The organism is Pseudomonas sp. GV105, assembly GCF_003058185.1.
GTDB lineage: Bacteria > Pseudomonadota > Gammaproteobacteria > Pseudomonadales > Pseudomonadaceae > Aquipseudomonas > Aquipseudomonas veronii.
On sequence record NZ_QBUF01000019.1, the window covers coordinates 79835 to 99358 of the forward strand.

Annotated in this window: 13 protein-coding genes; 6 read left to right on the forward strand and 7 right to left on the reverse strand. The window is 62.5% G+C overall.

The window, feature by feature from the left end; all coding sequences use genetic code 11:
• Window positions 1–74 precede the first annotated feature (74 nt).
• Window positions 75–2171, forward strand: a complete 2097-nt coding sequence (locus C8K66_RS28075; protein WP_057005255.1) for a bifunctional diguanylate cyclase/phosphodiesterase — start codon at window positions 75–77, stop codon at window positions 2169–2171.
• A 54-nt stretch (window positions 2172–2225) separates the two neighbouring features.
• Complete coding sequence (locus tag C8K66_RS28080) at window positions 2226–2972, forward strand: SDR family oxidoreductase (protein ID WP_017848441.1); 747 nt, start codon at window positions 2226–2228, stop codon at window positions 2970–2972.
• A gap of 12 nt (window positions 2973–2984) precedes the next feature.
• Here the strand turns inward: C8K66_RS28080 and C8K66_RS28085 are convergent, their stop codons facing one another.
• From C8K66_RS28085 to C8K66_RS31050, 5 genes are all read right to left on the reverse strand, one after another.
• On the reverse strand, window positions 2985–3449 hold the full coding sequence (locus C8K66_RS28085) for a hypothetical protein (protein ID WP_256591090.1): 465 nt from the start codon (window positions 3447–3449) through the stop codon (window positions 2985–2987).
• A gap of 69 nt (window positions 3450–3518) precedes the next feature.
• A complete protein-coding gene (gene mapR, locus C8K66_RS28090; RefSeq protein WP_017848443.1) occupies window positions 3519–4928 on the reverse strand; it encodes a GntR family transcriptional regulator MpaR in 1410 nt (469 codons plus the stop codon).
• A gap of 94 nt (window positions 4929–5022) precedes the next feature.
• The gene (gene ccoG, locus C8K66_RS28095) at window positions 5023–6438 is read right to left on the reverse strand and encodes a cytochrome c oxidase accessory protein CcoG (RefSeq protein ID WP_046383199.1); all 1416 of its coding nucleotides are present in this window, start codon (window positions 6436–6438) and stop codon (window positions 5023–5025) included.
• A 184-nt stretch (window positions 6439–6622) separates the two neighbouring features.
• Window positions 6623–6862, reverse strand: coding sequence for a DUF3203 family protein (locus C8K66_RS28100; RefSeq protein ID WP_017848445.1), 240 nt, complete (start codon window positions 6860–6862; stop codon window positions 6623–6625).
• A 13-nt stretch (window positions 6863–6875) separates the two neighbouring features.
• Window positions 6876–7043, reverse strand: a complete 168-nt coding sequence (locus tag C8K66_RS31050) for a hypothetical protein (RefSeq protein ID WP_164887046.1) — start codon at window positions 7041–7043, stop codon at window positions 6876–6878.
• 206 nt (window positions 7044–7249) lie between these two features.
• Between C8K66_RS31050 and C8K66_RS28105 the strand changes: the two genes are divergently transcribed.
• From C8K66_RS28105 to C8K66_RS28120, 4 genes are all read left to right on the forward strand, one after another.
• Window positions 7250–9238, forward strand: a complete 1989-nt coding sequence (locus C8K66_RS28105) for an alpha-1,4-glucan--maltose-1-phosphate maltosyltransferase (RefSeq protein ID WP_046383200.1) — start codon at window positions 7250–7252, stop codon at window positions 9236–9238.
• A 145-nt stretch (window positions 9239–9383) separates the two neighbouring features.
• Window positions 9384–12731: a maltose alpha-D-glucosyltransferase gene (gene treS, locus C8K66_RS28110; protein ID WP_108526610.1), complete on the forward strand. Its 3348-nt coding sequence runs from the start codon at window positions 9384–9386 to the stop codon at window positions 12729–12731.
• Window positions 12728–14965 (forward strand): 1,4-alpha-glucan branching protein GlgB, encoded by a 2238-nt coding sequence (gene glgB / locus C8K66_RS28115; protein WP_046383202.1) that lies wholly within the window; start codon window positions 12728–12730, stop codon window positions 14963–14965. Before treS ends, glgB begins: the two co-directional genes overlap by 4 nt.
• A gap of 51 nt (window positions 14966–15016) precedes the next feature.
• Window positions 15017–16183: a diguanylate cyclase gene (locus C8K66_RS28120; RefSeq protein ID WP_108526611.1), complete on the forward strand. Its 1167-nt coding sequence runs from the start codon at window positions 15017–15019 to the stop codon at window positions 16181–16183.
• A 3-nt stretch (window positions 16184–16186) separates the two neighbouring features.
• Here C8K66_RS28120 and C8K66_RS28125 read toward each other — a convergent pair whose 3' ends face one another.
• Window positions 16187–18373, reverse strand: a complete 2187-nt coding sequence (locus C8K66_RS28125; RefSeq protein WP_108526612.1) for a GAF domain-containing protein — start codon at window positions 18371–18373, stop codon at window positions 16187–16189.
• Window positions 18374–18531: 158 nt separating this feature from the next.
• Window positions 18532–19386, reverse strand: coding sequence for a CAP domain-containing protein (locus C8K66_RS28130; RefSeq protein ID WP_017848452.1), 855 nt, complete (start codon window positions 19384–19386; stop codon window positions 18532–18534).
• Window positions 19387–19524 lie beyond the last annotated feature (138 nt).

Here is a 19524-nt window from a genome sequence, read left to right on the forward strand (position 1 = left end):
AATTATTCTCGCTACAATCCGCGGCTTTGTCACCCGGGGCGGGTGTTTACAACCCGTCGCTCTCGAGAAGTTCCATGCTCATCGGTAGTTATTCTCCCTCTCTGGTCGTGATCTCCCTGTTCGTCGCGGTGCTTGCTTCCTACACCGCGCTCGACCTCTCCGGTCGCATCGCCACGGCCAAGGGTCGCGCCATCTACTTGTGGATGCTGGGCGGGGCATTGGCCATGGGCGTGGGCGTGTGGTCCATGCACTTTATCGGCATGTTGGCGCTCAGGCTGCCGTTCGCCCTGGGTTTTGACCTGGACATTACCGCGTTGTCGCTGTTGATCGCGGTGTTGTCCTGCGGCTTTGCCTTGTGGCTGGTCAGCCAGCAGCGCCTGCCTATGTGGCAACTGGGGTTTGGCGCGCTGATCATGGGCGCCGGCATCAGCAGCATGCATTACACCGGCATGGCCGCGATGCGGATGCTGCCGGGCATCGATTACGACCCCGCGTTGTTTGGCGCCTCGTTGCTGATCGCGGTGGCGGCGTCTGGCGCGGCACTGTGGATCGCCTTCAATCTGCGGCGCAACACGCCTTATGTGCGTCTGGCGCGCGGTGGCGCCGCCGTGGTGATGGGCGTGGCCATCGTCGGCATGCACTACACCGGCATGGCGGCGGCGCGTTTTGCCGACGACAGTTTCTGCGGCGCCGCGCTGACCGGCTTGAGCGGCAAGGGACTGGATAACCTGGTGTTGGTCACCAGCCTGGCCGTGCTGGTTATCGCGCTGCTCACGTCGTTGCTCGACGCGCGCCTGGAGGCGCGTACCGCGGTGCTGGCCGACTCGCTGACGTTGGCCAATCAGGAACTGACCCACCTGGCCCTGCACGACACCCTGACCGGCCTGCCCAATCGCACCCTGCTCGCCGACCGGATTCAGCAAGCCATGCAGGCGGTGAAAGAGCAGGGCGGTTGCCTGGCCCTGATGTTTATCGACCTGGACGGCTTCAAGCCGGTCAACGATGCCTTCGGCCATCACATGGGCGACCAGTTGTTGCGCGAAGTCAGCCAGCGCCTGCGTGAAGATCTGCGCAGCCAGGACACCCTGGCGCGCATCGGCGGAGATGAGTTTGTGCTGCTGGTGCAACTGACGCAGCCCAATGATGCCCTGGGCCTTGCCGAACGCCAGGTGGTGCTGATCAATCGCGCGTTCCAGGTGGCCGAACACGTGCTGAAAATTTCAGCCAGCGTGGGTATCGCGATGTTCCCGGGCAACGGCAGTACGCCCCAGGAACTGCTGATGAACGCCGACGCCGCGATGTACCACGCCAAGGGCATGGGCAAGAATGGCTACAGCTTCTTCGATGTGTCGATGAACTCTAACGCGCGCAAGCAACTGCAGTTGTTGCAGGACTTGCGCAACGCAGTCGAGCAGCAGCAGTTCCGCTTGTACTACCAGCCCAAGTTCGACGCCGTCAGCGGTGCCCCGATAGGCGCCGAAGCCTTGCTGCGCTGGGAGCATCCGCAAGAGGGCTTGTTGCTGCCGGCGGCCTTTATCGAGCTGGCGGAAAAGACCGGGCTGATCATTCCGATTGGCGAGTGGGTGCTCGACGAAGCCTGCCGTCAGATGCGCGTGTGGTACGCCCAGGGTTATGAGGACTGGCGAATCGCGGTGAACCTGTCGGCGTTGCAGTTTTGCCACGCCGGCCTGGTCAAGAGTGTCGCCACCGCGTTGGATCGCCACCAGTTGCCGGCCAACAGCCTGACGCTGGAGATTACCGAAACCACCGCCATGAGCGATGCCGATGCGAGCATGACGGTGTTGCAGCAGCTGTCGGAAATGGGGGTCGATCTGTCCATTGATGACTTCGGCACCGGCTATTCCAGCCTGATGTACCTCAAGCGCCTGCCGGCCAACGAACTGAAGATCGACCGTGGCTTTGTGCGAGACCTGGAACACGACGGCGACGACGCCGCCATTGTCTCGGCCATCGTCGCCCTGGGCCAGGCCCTTGGGCTGCGGATTGTCGCCGAAGGGGTGGAAACCGATGTCCAGCAGAGCTTCCTCACCCGCCTGGGGTGCAACGCGTTGCAGGGCTATTTGCTCGGGCATCCGTTACCGGCGGATGGCTTCATGGCCGACATCCTGCGGGCACAAGCAGCGCTGGCGCCTGACAAGCAGCGTGCTTGACGGGTATTCTTGGGGCCAACTCTAAACATTTGGTTGATTCAGGAGAGCGTAGGCATGGACAAAGTCCTCATCATCACCGGGGGCGGTCGTGGGATTGGCGCGGCGACGGCTTTGCTGGCGGCTCGCCAGGGCTATCGCATTTGCATCAACTTCCAGTCGGACGAAGAGGCCGCTCATCGCGTGCTCGACCAGGTCCGCGCGCTGGGTGCCCAGGCCATTGCGGTGCGCGCCGATGTGAGCATCGAGGATGAGGTGATCGCGCTGTTCCATCGTGTTGACAACGAGTTGGGGCGGGTGACGGCACTGGTCAACAATGCCGGCACTGTGGGGCATAAATCCCGTGTCGATGAAATGTCCGAGTTCCGCATTCTGAAGATCATGAAGACCAACGTGCTCGGCCCGATTCTGTGCGCCAAGCACGCGGTGCTGCGTATGTCGCCCCGGCATGGCGGGCAGGGCGGCAGCATCGTCAATGTGTCGTCGGTGGCGGCGCGCCTCGGTTCGCCGGGTGAATATGTCGACTACGCCGCCTCCAAGGGCGCGCTGGACAGCTTTACCATCGGGTTGGCGAAGGAAGTGGCGGGCGAGGGCATTCGTGTCAACGCGGTGCGCCCCGGCTATATCTACACCGACTTCCATGCCCTGAGCGGTGATCCGGACCGGGTCAGTAAGCTGGAGTCCGGGATTCCCATGGCCCGTGGCGGCCGGCCGGACGAGGTGGCGGAGGCGATTGTCTGGTTGTTGTCGGACAAGGCGTCCTATGCCACCGGGACATTCGTCGACCTGGGCGGCGGTCGTTGAGGCCCTCGGCCTTCAGCTCGGCAGATGGCGCAGCACTTCATAGCCTTTAAAGGAAAACGCCTTGAGGCGGCTGGCTTCGGAGTTTTCCAGGGTGCCATAGCCGTCGTTGAAGAAACCGTCGATACGCCCGTTGCGGGCCTGGCTGCCATTCAAGGTGCGGTCGTCAAGGTTGTCGAGAAACTGCAGCACTTTTTCCAGGTTGTAAGCCGCGTCAGCACGCGCATCCGGGTCTGCGTTGGATGGGGTCCAGTCACCGACCTGCTGCTTAAGATCATCAGCGATCGCGTAACTGTCGCGGCCTTGCAGGAAGTGCGTCATGACCGGGCTCTGGTCGATGATCTGCTGTGCCGAGCGCAGGTCGCCGGCCGGTCGGTCCAGCGGAGCGTACATCTCGCGAACCTGCTTTTGTTCGACGGCACGCATGTAGTTGGGCGGGATGGGCAGGGGTGCAGGCCTTGGGGGGACAGAAACGCTCATAGGAAACCTCTGGTTCGAACCAGGAATAGTGAGTGTCCTGTGTGGTACGTGCGTCGATCTGGTTCCGCGTCAAAACGAGCGCACAATGCGTCCCAACGTCTCCATCGCTTTTTCCGATGCTTCCGACCACGGGCTGCCGTAGTTCAAGCGGATACAGTTCCTGAAACGCTGGGTTGCCGAAAAAATCGGCCCCGGCGCGATACTGATACCTTGCGCCAAGGCCATCTGGAATAACTTCAATGAATCCGTCTGCTCCGGCAATTCCAGCCAGAGGAAATACCCGCCGGCCGGCTGGCTGACCCGCGTCTGCGCCGGAAAATACCGGGCAATGGCCGCGAGCATGGCGCTTTGCTGTTCTTCCAGGGCGTAGCGCAATTTGCGCAAGTGCCGGTCATAGCCGCCATGTTGCAGGTAGTCGGCAATCGCCGCCTGGGCGGGCATCGACGGGCACAACGAGGTCATCAGCTTCAAACGCTCGACCTTCTGCGCATAGCGCCCGGCCGCCACCCAGCCAATGCGATAACCCGGTGCGAGGCTCTTGGCGAAGGAGCCGCAGTGCATCACCAGGCCCTCGGTGTCGAAGGCCTTGGCGGGTTTCGGTGCCTGTTGTCCGTAGTACAACTCTGCGTAGACGTCGTCCTCGATCAACGGCACCTGATGGCGGCGCAGCAGCTCCACCAATTCCTGTTTCTTCGCTTCCGGCAGCGTGGCGCCCATGGGGTTCTGGAAACTGGTCATGGTCCAACAGGCTTTGATCGGGTAGCGCTCCAGACTTTGCGCCAGGGCGTTGAGGTCGATGCCGTCACGCGGATGCACGGGGATTTCCACCGCTTTGAGTTTCAGGCGTTCGAGCACTTGCAGGCAGGCATAAAACGCCGGCGCTTCAATGGCCACCAGATCGCCCGGCTCGGTGACGGCCTGCAGGCACAGGTTCAGGGCTTCGAGGGCGCCGTTGGTGATCAGCAGCTCTTCCATCGGCAACATCAGGCCGCCGACCATATAACGCAGGGCAATCTGCCGGCGCAGTTGCGGGTTGCCCGGCGACATGTCGGTAACCACCAGGCGCGGGTCCATCTCACGGGCGGCGCTGGCCAGGGAGCGGGCCAGGCGGGGCAGCGGGAACAGCATCGGGCTGGGGAAGGCCGAGCCGAACGGTACGGTATTCGGGTCTTTGATGGACTCGAGCACCGAGAACACCAATTCGCTCACATCGACTTCGGTGGATTCATGCACGTGTTCACTCACCACCGGTTCGGAGAACGGGCTGGGCGCATGGGTGTTGACGAAGTAGCCGGAACGCGGTCGTGCCCGGATCAGGCCGCGGCGTTCCAGCAGGTAGTACGCCTGGAACACCGTGGACGGGCTGACGCCGTAGGTCTGGCTGGCATAGCGCACCGAAGGCACTCGCTGGCCAGGGCCGAGCACGCCGGAGCGGATCAGTTCTGCGATGTCGTCGGCGAATTTTTCGTAGCGTTTCATGGTAGCCAAATTAATCTTCTCAAGATGTACGCAGGGCGAAATGTGGCCGCCGGCTGAGCGGCTGCCACATTTGATCTCTTATGCCGGCCAACCCTCAGCGGTTCAACGGTGCCACGAAACGGCTGTCGGCAGCGCTGTAGACCCATGGTTCGTCGACGTCGGTGACCTTGAAGCGCAGGATCTGCGAACTGCTCGCCGGCTTGTCCGCCAGCAACGCCACCGACACCGGCACGTCGCTGATTTCCCCCGGGGCCAGGCTGATCTGGGTCTTGCCTTGCAGCTGGAAGCCTTCGCCATCCACCAGTTCCAGGCGGTAGTCCTGGGGTTGCTGGGTCTTGTTGATGACCTTGAGGCTGTAGATGTTTTCGATCAGGCCCTGGCTGTTTTCGCGGAACATGCCGCGGTCCTTGGTCACGTCCAGCGACACCATCGGCCGCTGCACCAGTGCCACGACCAACGCCGCGATCATCACCAGCAGCACCGCACTGTAGCCGATCAGGCGTGGTCTGAGCAGGTGGGTCTTGCCGCCTTGCAGTTGATGTTCGCTGGTGTAGCTCACCAGGCCGCGGGCGTAGCCCATTTTGTCCATGATCGAGTCGCAGGCATCGATGCACGCCGCGCAGCCGATGCATTCCATTTGCAGGCCGTCGCGGATATCGATGCCGGTGGGGCACACTTGCACGCACAATTGGCAATCGATGCAGTCGCCGAGGCCGACGTCCGCCGGTTTGGCTTCACGCTTGCGCGGGCCGCGGTGTTCGCCACGGGCCGCATCGTAGGAGATGGTCAGCGTGTCTTTGTCGAACATCACGCTCTGGAACCGCGCATACGGGCACATGTGCATGCATACCGCTTCGCGCAGCCAGCCGGCGTTGAGGTAAGTGGCGGCGGTGAAAAACACCACCCAGAACAGGCTCACGCCGCCCATCTGCCAGGTCAGCAGTTCGCTGGCCAGCGGGCGAATGGGTGTGAAGTAACCGACAAAGGTCAACCCGGTCAGCACGCTGATACTCAGCCACAGCGTATGTTTGGCCGAGCGCCGTGCCAGTTTGTTCAGGCTCCAGGGTGCCGCTTGCAGCTTGATACGCTGGTTGCGCTCGCCTTCGGTGACTTTTTCGCACCACATGAACAGCCAGGTGAACGAGCTTTGCGGGCAGGTGTAGCCGCACCACACCCGGCCGGCGAACACGGTGATCGCAAACAGGCCGAAGGCGCAGATGATCAACAGCGCCGACAGCAGGATGAAGTCCTGCGGCCAGAACGTGGCGCCGAATATGTGGAACTTGCTTTCGGCCAGGTCCCACAGTACGGCCTGGCGACCGCCCCAGTTCAGCCACACCGTGCCGAAAAACGCCAGGAACAGAAAGCCTGCACCGGCCACGCGCAAGGTGCGGTACAGGCCGGTGAAGCTACGGGTATGGATCTGGTTATCGCTGGATTTGGCCGTCACCTTCTTCGGGTGCGCAGGCTCGTGGATTTCCACGGTTCGGACGGGGATCATTTCGCTCATGGTCGTTTGCTCATCAGCCTCCATCAGGCCGGTGAACTATGCTCGTCGTGCTGTTTGCATAACAGACTCAGGTGTGGCGATAAAAAGCGGATCAGATGCGCTGCAAAGGCCCTGCTGCGACAATGTGCTGCACCCCGTGGCGCCTGGGGCGCAGCTCGATTCAGCGTGTGCTGATACAGATCAATCAAATCACCGAATCACTGTCGCTGGCCTTCAGGTGTTTGCGCCCATCCTGGGCGCCGGCGACGGTCAGCGCGTCGGCCTCGACCTCGGTGATGTAGATCCGGTCGTCGTTCAGCGCCACAAAAGACATGGATTTTTCGCTGTCGGTACTGACGGTGACCTGGGACGCCGGCAGGCTTTGTTCCTGGCCGTTGTCATCGACCGTGAAGTAGCAGATCTGGTTTTCGATACGTACAGGCATGGTGAACTCCTTGTCATCGTCTGGTGATGGTGAGGGGATAGCATTGGGCTGAGGGTTCCTCCACCCGCACGGGCGGGTCTTGCGGCGGTTCCTCCTCAGGCGGCGCAGCCGGTTCGGTGGGCGGCAGGGTCGGCTTGTCGATATTCGGATCGGGCGTTTGCGCGGGAATCGGGATATTCATCGGTGTGGCCTCCTTTGTGCTTTGCTCTATCGGTGGACAGCCGCCCGGGGGAATTGATTCCCCCCCGTCGATGGCGGCACATCCACCTGAACTTTTCACCCGGCCCCGGGCTCGGACCTTATGTGGTCCTGCTCAGGGAGAGCGGTGCCGTATCAGAATTCGGATCAAGCAAAGAGCGTCCACAGGGCGTAAGGGGAAGATGCTCGATGACTGCTGAAACACTGACTCCAGACGATTGTGTATTGCCGCTGTCCCAGGCGTTGTTGCTGCCTCGCATAGCGATTGAAAGCACCATGCCGGTGATCGACGGCGGCGAATTTGCGGTCAAGGCCGTGGTGGGCCAACGCATCAATGTCACCAGCAAGGTGTTCGCCGACGGCCACGACACGCTCGCGGTGCTGATCCGCTGGCGCGCCTTGCACGATGAAAGCTGGCACAGCGAGGTCATGGCCGATATCGGCAACGACGGTTGGGAGGGCGCGTTTACCGTCACCGCCCAAGGGCCCCATGAATATTGCATCGAAGCCTGGATCGATACCTTTGCCAGCTTCTGCTACGAACTGCGCAAGAAACATGAGGCTGGCGTGCCGGTCAGCCTTGAGTTGCAGGAAGGCCGCAGCCTGGTGCTGCTGGCCGCCGAGCGCAGTGACAGTGAGCTGCGCGAGCGCCTGATGCGCTTGCACCACGAGCTCTCCGGCCTGCTGGAAACCGAGCAGGTTGCGCTGTTCCTGCACGAAGACAGTGCGTACCTGATGACCCGGGCCGATCACCGCGCCTATTTGAGCATCAGTCCCGCGTACCCGCTCGACGTGGAGCGCGAGCGTGCGCAGTTTGCCAGTTGGTATGAGCTGTTTCCGCGCTCTATCACCGACCATCCAGCGCGTCACGGTACGTTCCTCGACGTGCATTCGCGGCTGTCGATGATCCATGACATGGGGTTCGACGTGCTGTACTTCCCGCCGATCCACCCCATCGGCCGCAGCCACCGTAAAGGCAAAAACAATGCCTTGAGGGCCGAGCAGCACGATCCGGGCAGCCCCTACGCGATCGGCAGCGAGGAGGGCGGCCACGACGCGATTCATCCGCAACTGGGCAGCCGCGACGATTTTCGGCGCCTGGTCAAGGCCGCCGCCGACCATGGCCTGGAAGTCGCCCTGGACTTCGCCATTCAGTGCTCCCAGGACCACCCGTGGCTCAAGCAGCACCCGGGCTGGTTCAACTGGCGCCCGGACGGCACGATCAAATACGCGGAAAACCCGCCGAAAAAGTACCAGGACATCGTCAACGTCGATTTCTACGCCGCGGATGCGATCCCCAGCCTGTGGACCGAACTGCGTGACATCGTGCTCGCTTGGGTCGAGGAGGGCGTGAAGACATTCCGCGTCGATAACCCTCACACCAAGCCGCTGCCATTCTGGCAATGGCTGATCAGCGATGTGCGGTCCAAGTACCCGGAGGTGATCTTCCTCGCCGAAGCATTCACCACACCGGCGATGATGGCGCGCCTGGGCAAGGTCGGTTACTCCCAGAGCTACACCTATTTCACCTGGCGCAACACCAAGGCCGAGCTGAGCGAGTACCTGGCGCAATTGAACGAGTCGCCCTGGCGCGAGTGCTACCGGCCGAACTTCTTCGTCAACACCCCGGACATCAACCCCGCTTTCCTGCATGAGTCCGGGCGCCCGGGTTTCTTGATCCGCGCCGCGCTGGCGAGCATGGGCTCGGGGTTGTGGGGCATGTATTCCGGCTTCGAACTGTGCGAAGCCGCGCCGGTGCCGGGCAAGGAAGAGTACCAGGACTCGGAAAAATACGAGATCCGCCCGCGGGACTTCACCGCACCCGGCAACATCATCGCCGAGATCGCCCAACTCAACCGCATCCGCCGGCAAAACCCGGCATTGCACACGCATTTGGGGCTGACGCTCTACAACGCCTGGAACGAGAACATCCTGTACTTCGGCAAGCGCAGCGAAGACGGCAGCAATTTCATCCTGGTGGCGGTCAACCTCGACCCATTCAATGCCCAGGAAGCGCAATTCGAATTGCCGCTGTGGGAGCTGGGCTTGCCGGACGACGCCCACACCCAGGGCGAAGATTTGATGAACGGCCATCGCTGGACGTGGTACGGCAAGACCCAATGGATGCGGCTGGAGCCGCAGATGCCGTTCGGGATCTGGCGCATCACCACGTACTAAGGAGCGACATGTGGGCGGGGGCTAGCTCCCGAAAGCGCTATGCCAGCCAATGGATCAAGTGACTGTCCTGCCGCTATCGGGCGCAAGCCCCCGCGCATCGACCCGCTTCAGTCTGCAAGAATCCTCGAGTTTTCAGGAGTTTCCAATGGCGAAGAAACCCAAGGCTGCCACCTTTATCAAAGACCCGCTGTGGTACAAGGACGCGGTGATCTATCAGGTTCACGTCAAATCCTATTTCGACTCCAATAACGACGGCATCGGTGACTTTCCCGGGCTGATCGCCAAACTCGACTACATCGCCGACCTCGGTGTGAACACCATCTGGCTCCTGCCGTTCTACCCCTCGCCACGTCGCGACGACGGTTATGACATCGCCGAGTACCGCGGCGTGCACAGCGACTACGGGACCATGGCCGACGCCCGGCGCTTTATCGCCGAAGCCCACCAACGCGGGCTGCGGGTGATCACCGAACTGGTGATCAACCACACCTCCGACCAGCACCCGTGGTTTCAGCGCGCACGCAAGGCCAAGCCCGGTTCGGCGGCGCGGGACTTCTACGTGTGGTCCGACGACGATCAGAAGTACGACGGCACGCGCGTCATCTTCCTCGATACCGAGAAGTCCAACTGGACCTGGGACCCGGTGGCCGGCCAGTACTTCTGGCACCGTTTCTATTCGCACCAGCCCGACCTCAACTTCGACAATCCGCAAGTGATGAAAGCCGTGCTGTCGGTGATGCGCTTCTGGCTCGACATGGGCATCGACGGCCTGCGCCTGGACGCGATCCCGTACCTGATCGAGCGCGACGGCACCAACAACGAAAACCTGCCGGAGACCCACGACGTCCTCAAGCAGATCCGCGCCGAGATCGACGCTCATTACCCCGACCGCATGCTGCTGGCCGAAGCCAACCAGTGGCCGGAAGACACGCAGATGTACTTCGGTGACAAAAAGGGCGACGACGGCGATGAATGCCACATGGCCTTTCACTTCCCGCTGATGCCGCGCATGTACATGGCGCTGGCCCAGGAGGACCGTTTCCCGATCACCGACATCCTGCGCCAGACCCCGGAAATCCCGGCCAATTGCCAATGGGCGATCTTCCTGCGCAACCACGATGAACTGACCCTGGAAATGGTCACCGACAAAGAACGCGACTACCTGTGGAACTACTACGCCGCCGACCGTCGCGCGCGGATCAACCTGGGCATTCGCCGGCGCCTGGCGCCGCTGATGGAGCGTGACCGGCGTCGCGTCGAACTGCTCAACAGCCTGCTGTTGTCGATGCCGGGCACGCCGACCCTGTATTACGGCGATGAAATCGGCATGGGCGACAACATCTACCTGGGCGACCGCGACGGCGTGCGAACGCCGATGCAGTGGTCCATCGACCGCAACGGCGGCTTTTCCCGCGCCGACCCGGCCAGCCTGGTGCTGCCGCCGATCATGGACGCGCAATACGGCTATCAGTCGGTCAACGTCGAAACCCAGGCCCAGGACCCGCATTCGCTGCTCAACTGGACCCGCCGCATGCTCGCGGTGCGCAAGCAGTCCAAGGCTTTCGGCCGCGGCAGCTTGAAGATGCTCTCGCCGAGCAACCGGCGCATCCTCGCGTATACCCGTGAATTCACCGGGGACGACGGCCGCACCGAGATCATCCTGTGCGTGGCCAACGTCTCGCGCAGCGCCCAGGCGGCCGAGTTGGACCTCTCGGCCTTCGCCGGCATGGTGCCGGTGGAGATGCTCGGCGGTAATGCGTTCCCGCCCATCGGCCAGTTGAATTTCCTGCTGACCCTGGCGCCGTATGGCTTCTATTGGTTCGTGCTGGCGGCGGAAAACCAGATGCCCAGCTGGCATGTGGAACCGGTGCAAAGCATGCCGGACTTCACCACCCTGGTTCTGAAAAAACGCATGGAGGAGCTGCTCGACGCACCGTGTCGCGCCGTCCTGGAGCACACCTCGCTGCCGGCCTGGCTGCCCAAGCGCCGCTGGTTCGCCGGCAAGGACACGGCCATCGACAGCGTGCATATCGCTTACGGCGTGCGGTTCGGCGACCTGCAGCACCCGGTGCTGCTCAGCGAAATCGAGGTGAGCGCCGGGGGGCAGGTCAGCCGTTACCAGTTGCCGTTCGGCTTTCTCGGCGAAGACCAGTTCACCAGCGCCTTGCCGCAACAACTGGCCCTGGCCCGTGTGCGGCGCGTGCGTCAGGTGGGGTTGGTGACCGATGCGTTCAGCCTGGAACACTTTATCCGCGCGGTGATCCAGGCCTTGCAGGCCGGCACCGTGTTGAACAGCAGCGAGGGCGAGCTGCGCTTTGAAGCCACGCCGCAGTTGGCCAGGCTGCCGCTGACCGATGAGTCGCCCGTGCGCTACCTGGCTGCCGAGCAGTCCAACAGCTCGGTGGTGGTGGGCGAGAGCCTGGTGCTCAAGTTGATCCGCAAGGTCAGCACCGGGGTCCATCCGGAGCTGGAGATGAGCGCCTACCTGACCGCAGCCGGTTACCCGAACATTTCGCCGTTGCTCGGTTCGATGATTCGGCGTGACGGCCAAGGCCAGGACAACCTGTTGATGATTGCCCAGGGCTACCTGAGCAACCAGGGCGACGCCTGGGGCTGGACCCAGAACAACCTGGAGCGCGCGATCCGCGACGAACAGGCCGAAGCGATGTCCGAACAGGAGCAGCATTACAACGCCTTGGGCGAGCTGGCCGACTTTGCCGCTTTGCTCGGGCAGCGCCTGGGTGAAATGCACGGCGTGCTGGCGGCGCCGACGGCCAACCCAGACTTCCAAGCCGAAGTCACCACCGCCAAGGATGCCGAGGCCTGGGCCAAGGACATCGCGGCGCAGATCGAGCGCGCCCTGCAATTGCTCAAACTGCATCAAAACCAATTGAACCCGGCCGATCAGGCGCGGGTCAGTGAATTGTTGGAGCAGAAAAAAGCCATCGGCGCTCAGGTCCGGGCGTTGGCGCAGGCCACGTTGGGCGGCTTGCGCATTCGCGTCCACGGTGACTTGCACCTGGGCCAGGTGCTGGTAGTGAAAGGCGACGCCTACCTGATCGACTTTGAAGGGGAACCGGCGCGGCCGCTGCACGAACGGCGCGGCAAGCACAGCCCCTATAAAGACGTCAGCGGCGTGCTGCGTTCGTTTGATTACGCGGCGGCCATGGCCCTGAATGTGCAAGGTGTGGACCACTCACCCGCAGCGGACGCGGCGCGCCAGCGTGTGACCGAGCGCTACCTGATTGAGGCGCGTCTGGCATTTATCAAGGCTTATCACGCGGCGACGGCTACACTGGCGCATGACTGGCAGGATGCCAAAGGCCAGGACGCAGCGCTGACCTTGTTCAGCCTGGAAAAGGCCGCGTATGAAGTGGCTTATGAAGCGGAAAACCGCCCGACCTGGCTGCCGGTGCCCTTGCAGGGTTTGCACGGTTTGCTCAGCGGGCTCATACCTGGATCGAAATCTGTACGCGGTGGGGAGACGTCATGAGTTTTACGAATAAAGAACCGCTGCAGCCGAAACTGACAGCAATGCCGGCGTCCAACGACGTCGAAGCGCTGGTGCGCGCCGAACACCATGATCCGTTCTCGATTCTCGGGCCCCATGATGACGAGCAGGGCGGCCAGTTTGTCCGTGCGTTCCTGCCCGAGGCCTTGAGTGTCCAGCTGCTGAGTCGCGACACTGGCGAGCCGATCGGCAGCCTCGACGCGACCCAGGTGCCGGGTCTGTTTATCGGGCATTTCAGCAGTCGCCAGGCCTACCTGTTGAAGATCCAATGGGCCGGTGGCGAACAGATCACCGAAGACCCTTACAGTTTCCAGCAACTGCTGCTGGGGGAAATGGACCTGTACCTGTTTGCCGAAGGCAATCACCGTGACCTCAGCAGTTGCCTGGGCGCCCAGTTGACCACGGTCGATGGCGTGCAGGGCGTGCGGTTTGCCGTGTGGGCACCGAACGCCCGGCGCGTGTCGGTGGTCGGTGACTTCAATATCTGGGACGGCCGCCGCCACCCGATGCGCCTGCGCCATCCGGCCGGTGTGTGGGAGATCTTTATCCCACGCTTGCAAGCGGGCGCGGCCTACAAATACGAGATTCTCGGGGCCCACGGCATTTTGCCGCTCAAGGCCGACCCGATGGCCCTGGCCACCCAGATGCCGCCCGACACGGCATCGAAAGTCGCGTCGCCGTTGCAGGTCGACTGGCAGGATCACACGTGGATGCAGGCGCGTGCGCAAAAGCAGAAGCCCACGGCGCCGCTGTCGATTTATGAGTTGCACCTGGGCTCCTGGCAGTGCGAACTGGACGAGGCCGGTGAGGTTTCGCGCCAGTACGGCTGGGGTGAACTGGCCGAGCGGCTGATTCCGTATGTGCAACAGCTGGGCTTTACCCATATCGAGCTGATGCCGATCATGGAACACCCGTTCGGCGGCTCCTGGGGCTATCAAGCGTTGTCCCAGTTCGCGCCGACTGCGCGCTTCGGTTCGCCGCAGGCATTCGCCGAGTTCGTCAATGCCTGTCACCAGGCCGACATCGGCGTGATCCTCGACTGGGTGCCAGCGCATTTTCCCACCGATGCCCACGGCCTCGCGCAATTCGATGGCACGGCGTTGTACGAATACGCCAACCCGCTGGAAGGCTTCCACCAGGATTGGGACACGCTGATCTACAACCTGGGTCGCACCGAAGTACATGGCTTTATGCTGGCCTCGGCGCTGCATTGGCTCAAACACTTCCACGTCGATGGCCTGCGCGTCGATGCCGTGGCCTCGATGCTGTATCGCGACTATTCGCGCAAGGCCGGCGAATGGGTGCCCAACCGCCATGGCGGCCGCGAGAACCTCGAAGCCATCGACTTCCTGCGGCACTTGAACGACGTGGTCGCCCTCGAAGCCCCCGGCGCGCTGGTGATCGCCGAAGAATCCACGGCCTGGCCGGGCGTCAGCCAGCCAACCCAACAGGGCGGCCTGGGCTTCAACTACAAGTGGAACATGGGCTGGATGAACGATTCCCTGCATTACATCCAGCAAGACCCGGTGTACCGCGCCCACCATCACAATGAACTGAGTTTTGGCCTGGTGTATGCCTGGTCCGAGCGTTTCATCCTGCCGATCTCCCACGATGAAGTGGTCCACGGCAAGCACTCGCTGATCGACAAGATGCCCGGCGACCGCTGGCAGAAATTCGCCAACCTGCGCGCCTACCTGAGTTTCATGTGGACGCACCCGGGCAAGAAGCTGCTGTTCATGGGCTGCGAGTTTGGCCAATGGCGCGAGTGGAACCACGACCAGCAACTGGACTGGTACCTGCTGCAATACCCCGAACACCGTGGGGTGCAGAAACTGGTGAGTGACTTGAATCGCCTGTACCGCGAGGAACCGGCCCTGTATGAACAGGACGACGCGCCCCAGGGCTTCCAGTGGCTGATCGGCGACGATGCGATCAACAGCGTCTACGCCTGGCTGCGCTGGAGCAAGGACGGCAGACCGGTGCTGGTGGTGGCCAACTTCACCCCGGTGCCCCGTGAAGCCTACAAGGTCGGCGTACCGTTCGCCGGGCGTTGGAGCGAGGTGATCAACAGTGATGCGGACACGTATGCCGGTTCGAATTATGGCAATGGCGGAGGGGTCTTCACCGAGGATGAACCGCATCATGGTCAACCGGTATCGCTGTCGTTGAATCTGCCGCCATTGGGCGTGCTGATTTTGCGTCCGCAAGACAGTTAACGGCGCTAAGGTGCTGGCGTCTATTGTCCGCGCTAGTGGCAGGGTGCCACAATGGCACCTTTGTCGCGGCAGTCGAATCAGGCGGTTTTCATGAATGGCCTTGGGCATGAGCAAGACCAGGATTGCGTTATTGAGGAGCAGGTGCGAACCGACCGTTTGCATCAGCTGTTTCGTCAGTCATTTGCCGCCATTTTCGGCAGCTATCTCGCGGCGGCGATGCTTTGCTGGCTGTGTTGGGACCGTTTTGACCACCAGGTCATGCAGGTATGGCTGGCGGTGCTGGCGGCGTCATCGTTGCTGCGGGTGAAAATGTTCCTCGAATGGTTTCGCAGCCCCTACAGCGAGCGCACGCCGGAACGCTGGGAGCGCCGTTACTGGCTCACCTTGATACTGTCCGCGAGCATCTGGGGCGCCGGTGCCTTTGCAGTCATGCCCAGCGACGACCGGATGTCCCAAGTACTGGTGATGTTGTTTACCGTGGGCATGTCCGTCAGCGCTGTCTCGTGCTATTCGGCCTATCGCTACATGACCATGGTGTCCATGGGCCTGGTGTTGCTGCCGTGTACGCTGTGGCTGCTGTTTCAGCCGTCGTCGATGCAGGTCGGCGTGGCGATTGCGGTGCTGGTGTTTTCCTCGTTTGTGGTCAGTGCCACGCGCAAGTTGTCCGGCGCCCTGGAAAAAGCCTTCCGCCTGACCAGGCAGATGGAACGCGCCCACACTATTTCCGCGCGCGCCGCACAGACCGATGAACTCACCGGGCTGATGAACCGTCGCGCGTTTTTCGAACATGCACAATTGCTGTACGCGCAGTGCCGCCTCAACCGGCAGCCGCTGTGTGCGTTGATGATCGACATGGACCACTTCAAGCAAATCAACGACACCTATGGCCACCAGGCCGGCGACCAGGTATTGCGGCAGATCGGCGGAGTGATCACCGCGTCGTTTCGCCAGGCCGATGTGTACGGTCGCCTGGGGGGCGAGGAGTTTGCGGTGTTGCTGCCCAATACCTCGCTGGAAACCGCCCGGGGTATCGCTGAGCAGTTGATCAAGGCCATCTCCTGCATGGCTTCCGAACCTGTGCAGGGCATGACCGCCAGTCTCGGCGTGGCGTCGACCTGCACCTTGGATGGCGACCTGCACGCGTTGATGAACACCGCCGACAAGGCGCTGTACCGCGCCAAGGCCCTCGGCCGTAATCAAGTGGTCGTGGCGGAGTAGGGCTCAGTCCTTGAACATGGCCTTGGCCAGCACCCGCGCCACCTGGTCGGCGGAGTAGGGCTTGGCGAGAAACTCGAACCCTTCGTAGCCGCTTTCCGCGAGTTCTTCGCTGTAGCCGGAGGTGAGCACCACCGGCAGGTCGGCGCGACGTTGGCGCAGGAGCTTGGCCATCGCCACGCCGGTCATGCCCGGCATCACCACGTCGGAGAAAATCGCGTCGAAAGCCGCGGCATCCGGACCGGCCAGCGCCAGCGCCTGTTCGGCATTGGTCGCCCAGGTGGTCTGGTAACCGAGGTCCTGGAGGATCTGGTTGGCGAAACGGCCTACGTCCAGGTTGTCTTCCACGATCAGGATATTGCGCAGGCTCGTGTCGTGGGGCGGTGCCGGGTCACTAGGGGAGGGCTCGTGGCGGGCGTCCTCCGGCTCGACCTCGGGCAGATACAGGGTAAACACCGTGCCCTGGCCAAGACAGCTGGCCACGTCGACATTGCCACCGGACTGCTTGGCGAAGCCGAACACCTGTGACAACCCCAGGCCCGTGCCTTTGCCCACGGCCTTGGTGGTAAAGAACGGCTCGAAAATGCGCTCGAACGTTTCCCCCGGAATGCCGCTGCCGGTGTCGGCCAGGGCCACCGTGACAAACGGCTGGCAGGCTTGGGCATCGCCCCGGATGCGCGGCATCGCGTCCACCGTGCCCACGCGCAGGGTCAGGGTGCCCTGGCCGTCCATGGCATCGCGGGCGTTGAGTGCGATATTGATCAGCGCGGTTTCGAACTGGCTCGAGTCGACCCGGACATGGCACGGCCGCTCGGGCAATTGAACCTGCACATGAATGCGCGCACCGGTGACACTCTCGAGCATCTCGCCAATGTCCTTGACCCGCTGCGCCACATCGAAGACTTCCGGGTTCAGCGGTTGGCGGCGCGCGAACGCAAGCAACTGGCTGGTCAACTTGCTGGCGCGCTCGACGGTGTCCGACACTGCGCGCATGTAGCGTTGGCGCCGTTCTTCGGGCAGCCCGGGCTGACGCAAAAAGTCCACCGACGAACGAATGATGGTCAGCAGGTTGTTGAAGTCATGGGCCACGCCGCCGGTCAATTGGCCGATGGCTTCGAGTTTCTGCGATTGACGCAACGCCGCTTCGGCCTGGGCCAGCGCAGCGGTGCGTTCTTCCACGCGCTGCTCGAGGGTGGCGTTCAATTCGGTAAAGGCCGCCAACCCTTCGCGCACGGCGGCGTCGGCGCGCACCCGTTCGATGTGCGCCCAGGACCGTTCGGTGACTTCGGCCAACAGCGCCAGGTCATACGGCGACCAGGTCCGCCCTGCTGTGCTGTGAACCGCCATCAAGGCCGTAAGGCGACCGTGTTTGATCAGTGGTATGCAGATCGTGGCGGTGATGCCCAGGGCCTGGAACGCCGCGGCTTCCTGTGCGGGCAGTTCAAGCCGGTTGTTGCCGATCACCAGCGGCTCACCGGCCCGCAGGCACTTGACCGCGGTTTGCCCGAAGGCCTGCAGGCGGTAGTGGCCGACGATGCTGGGCGAGCCGGGAGCCGTCCAGTTGTCACGGATGGTGAAGCCGTCTTCATCGGCGTCCATATCGGCGTAGGCGCAGATGGACACTTGCAGGTGCTGCGCCAGCAGGTGCGTGGTGGCGGTCATGATGGCTTCGGCATCGGTGGCATTGGCGACCGTGCTGCCGATGGTATCCAGCACCGCAAGGCGGCGCGAAAGGAACACCGTGGCGGTGGTTTCGGTCACGGTGTCGAGCATGCCGACGACGTGGCCCCGCGGGTCGCGGATCGGGCTATAGCAGAACGTGAAGTACGCTTGTTCCGGCGCCGCGCCGCGTTCGATCACCAGCGGGAAGTTTTCGATATAGGTCGCATGGCCTTGGAAAGCCGCGTCGGCGATGGGGCTGATGTCGTCCCAGACCTCGCTCCAGATCTCGCTGAACGGACGCCCCAGGGCATAGGGTTTATTGCCCAGTATCGGAATGAACGCGTCGTTATAGAGGGTCGTCAATTGAGGCCCCCACACGATGGCTTGGGGGAAACTTGAAGCAAAGCACAGCGCCACGGTGGTCTTGAGCACATCCGGCCAGTGTTCCAGCGGACCCAGGGGCGTACTGGCCCAGTCGTGCTGGCGTACCCGCTCGGCCATGTCGCTGCTGCTTTGCAGCCAATTCATCATCGGGTGAACACCTTGTTTGCCACGGTCTGTTTGGATGCCTGATGCGTCAGGCCAATAAGCAACAGACAGAAATGATTGCTGCCGGTTCAGCGCAATTATCCATGAGATGGCACTTTGATGCTTCACCCGCTGGGATAGATCTCATCGCGGGTGTTCACTTACTGTTGTGTTCCGAACACCGCTGTCCAATAAATGCCTGCATCGCTCTTCGGGTCCATGGCGTAGGCGGCGCCCACTTCACGGAATTGCGGGTTCATCAGGTTGGCGCAATGGCCGGGGCTGGCGAGCCAGCCGTCCACCACTTTGCGCGGGGTGTCGAGGCCGGCCGCGATGTTTTCGCCGATGTTCTTCGCGCTGTACCCGGCCAGCTCGGCACGGTCGCCCGGGGTGCGGCCGTCGTGGTCCAGATGGTCGAAGAAATTGCCGTTGGCCATGTTGCGTGTGTGGCTGTTGGCGGCACTGGCCAAGGTGTCGTTCCACGACAGTGGCGTGGTCGCGGTGAACGCCTGGGGACCGCATTGGCGCGGTTGTGTGCGGGCGGCGTTGATCAGGTTCAGCAATTGCCTGCCTTCGGTCTGCCAATCGCCCAGGCCGCTGGACAGCAGCGGGCGGGCGAGCACGATGCGCCAGTCCTGGCCGCTGTTGCTCACGCCGATGTCGACGAATTGCGGGTCCAGCACCACGCGGCAGAAACTCTCGCGCACGGCTTTCATGGCCGCCTGGGCATCCTTGGGCCCGGACAGGCTGATTGCCTGCACGTTGACCATCGGGTACGCCGCGCGGGCCAGGGCCTGCTGCAAGTCGCCGACATTACTGGCCGGCAGCACCAGGCGCGTATCGCTGGCCAGCGGTGGCAGTTCCTGGGAACCTTGGTCGCCGCAGCGTTGCACCTGGCTGCGGTAAGCGTTGATCTGTTGCACCAACTGACTTTCTTCATTCGCCATCGCGCTGGCGCAGAACACCAGGCTGGCGGCCAGCGTCGTCAGACCCATCATCAATGACAGCACGCGCATGGACGTTACCCTTGAACTTGAAAGTGCCCATGATGCGCGATGTAGGGGCGTCCATGCACCCGTTGGTCCGAACTTTTTTCCTCGGGTTTTGAATGCCGGATGTTCACGGCCCTGGTCATACAAGGCAAACGCCACCAC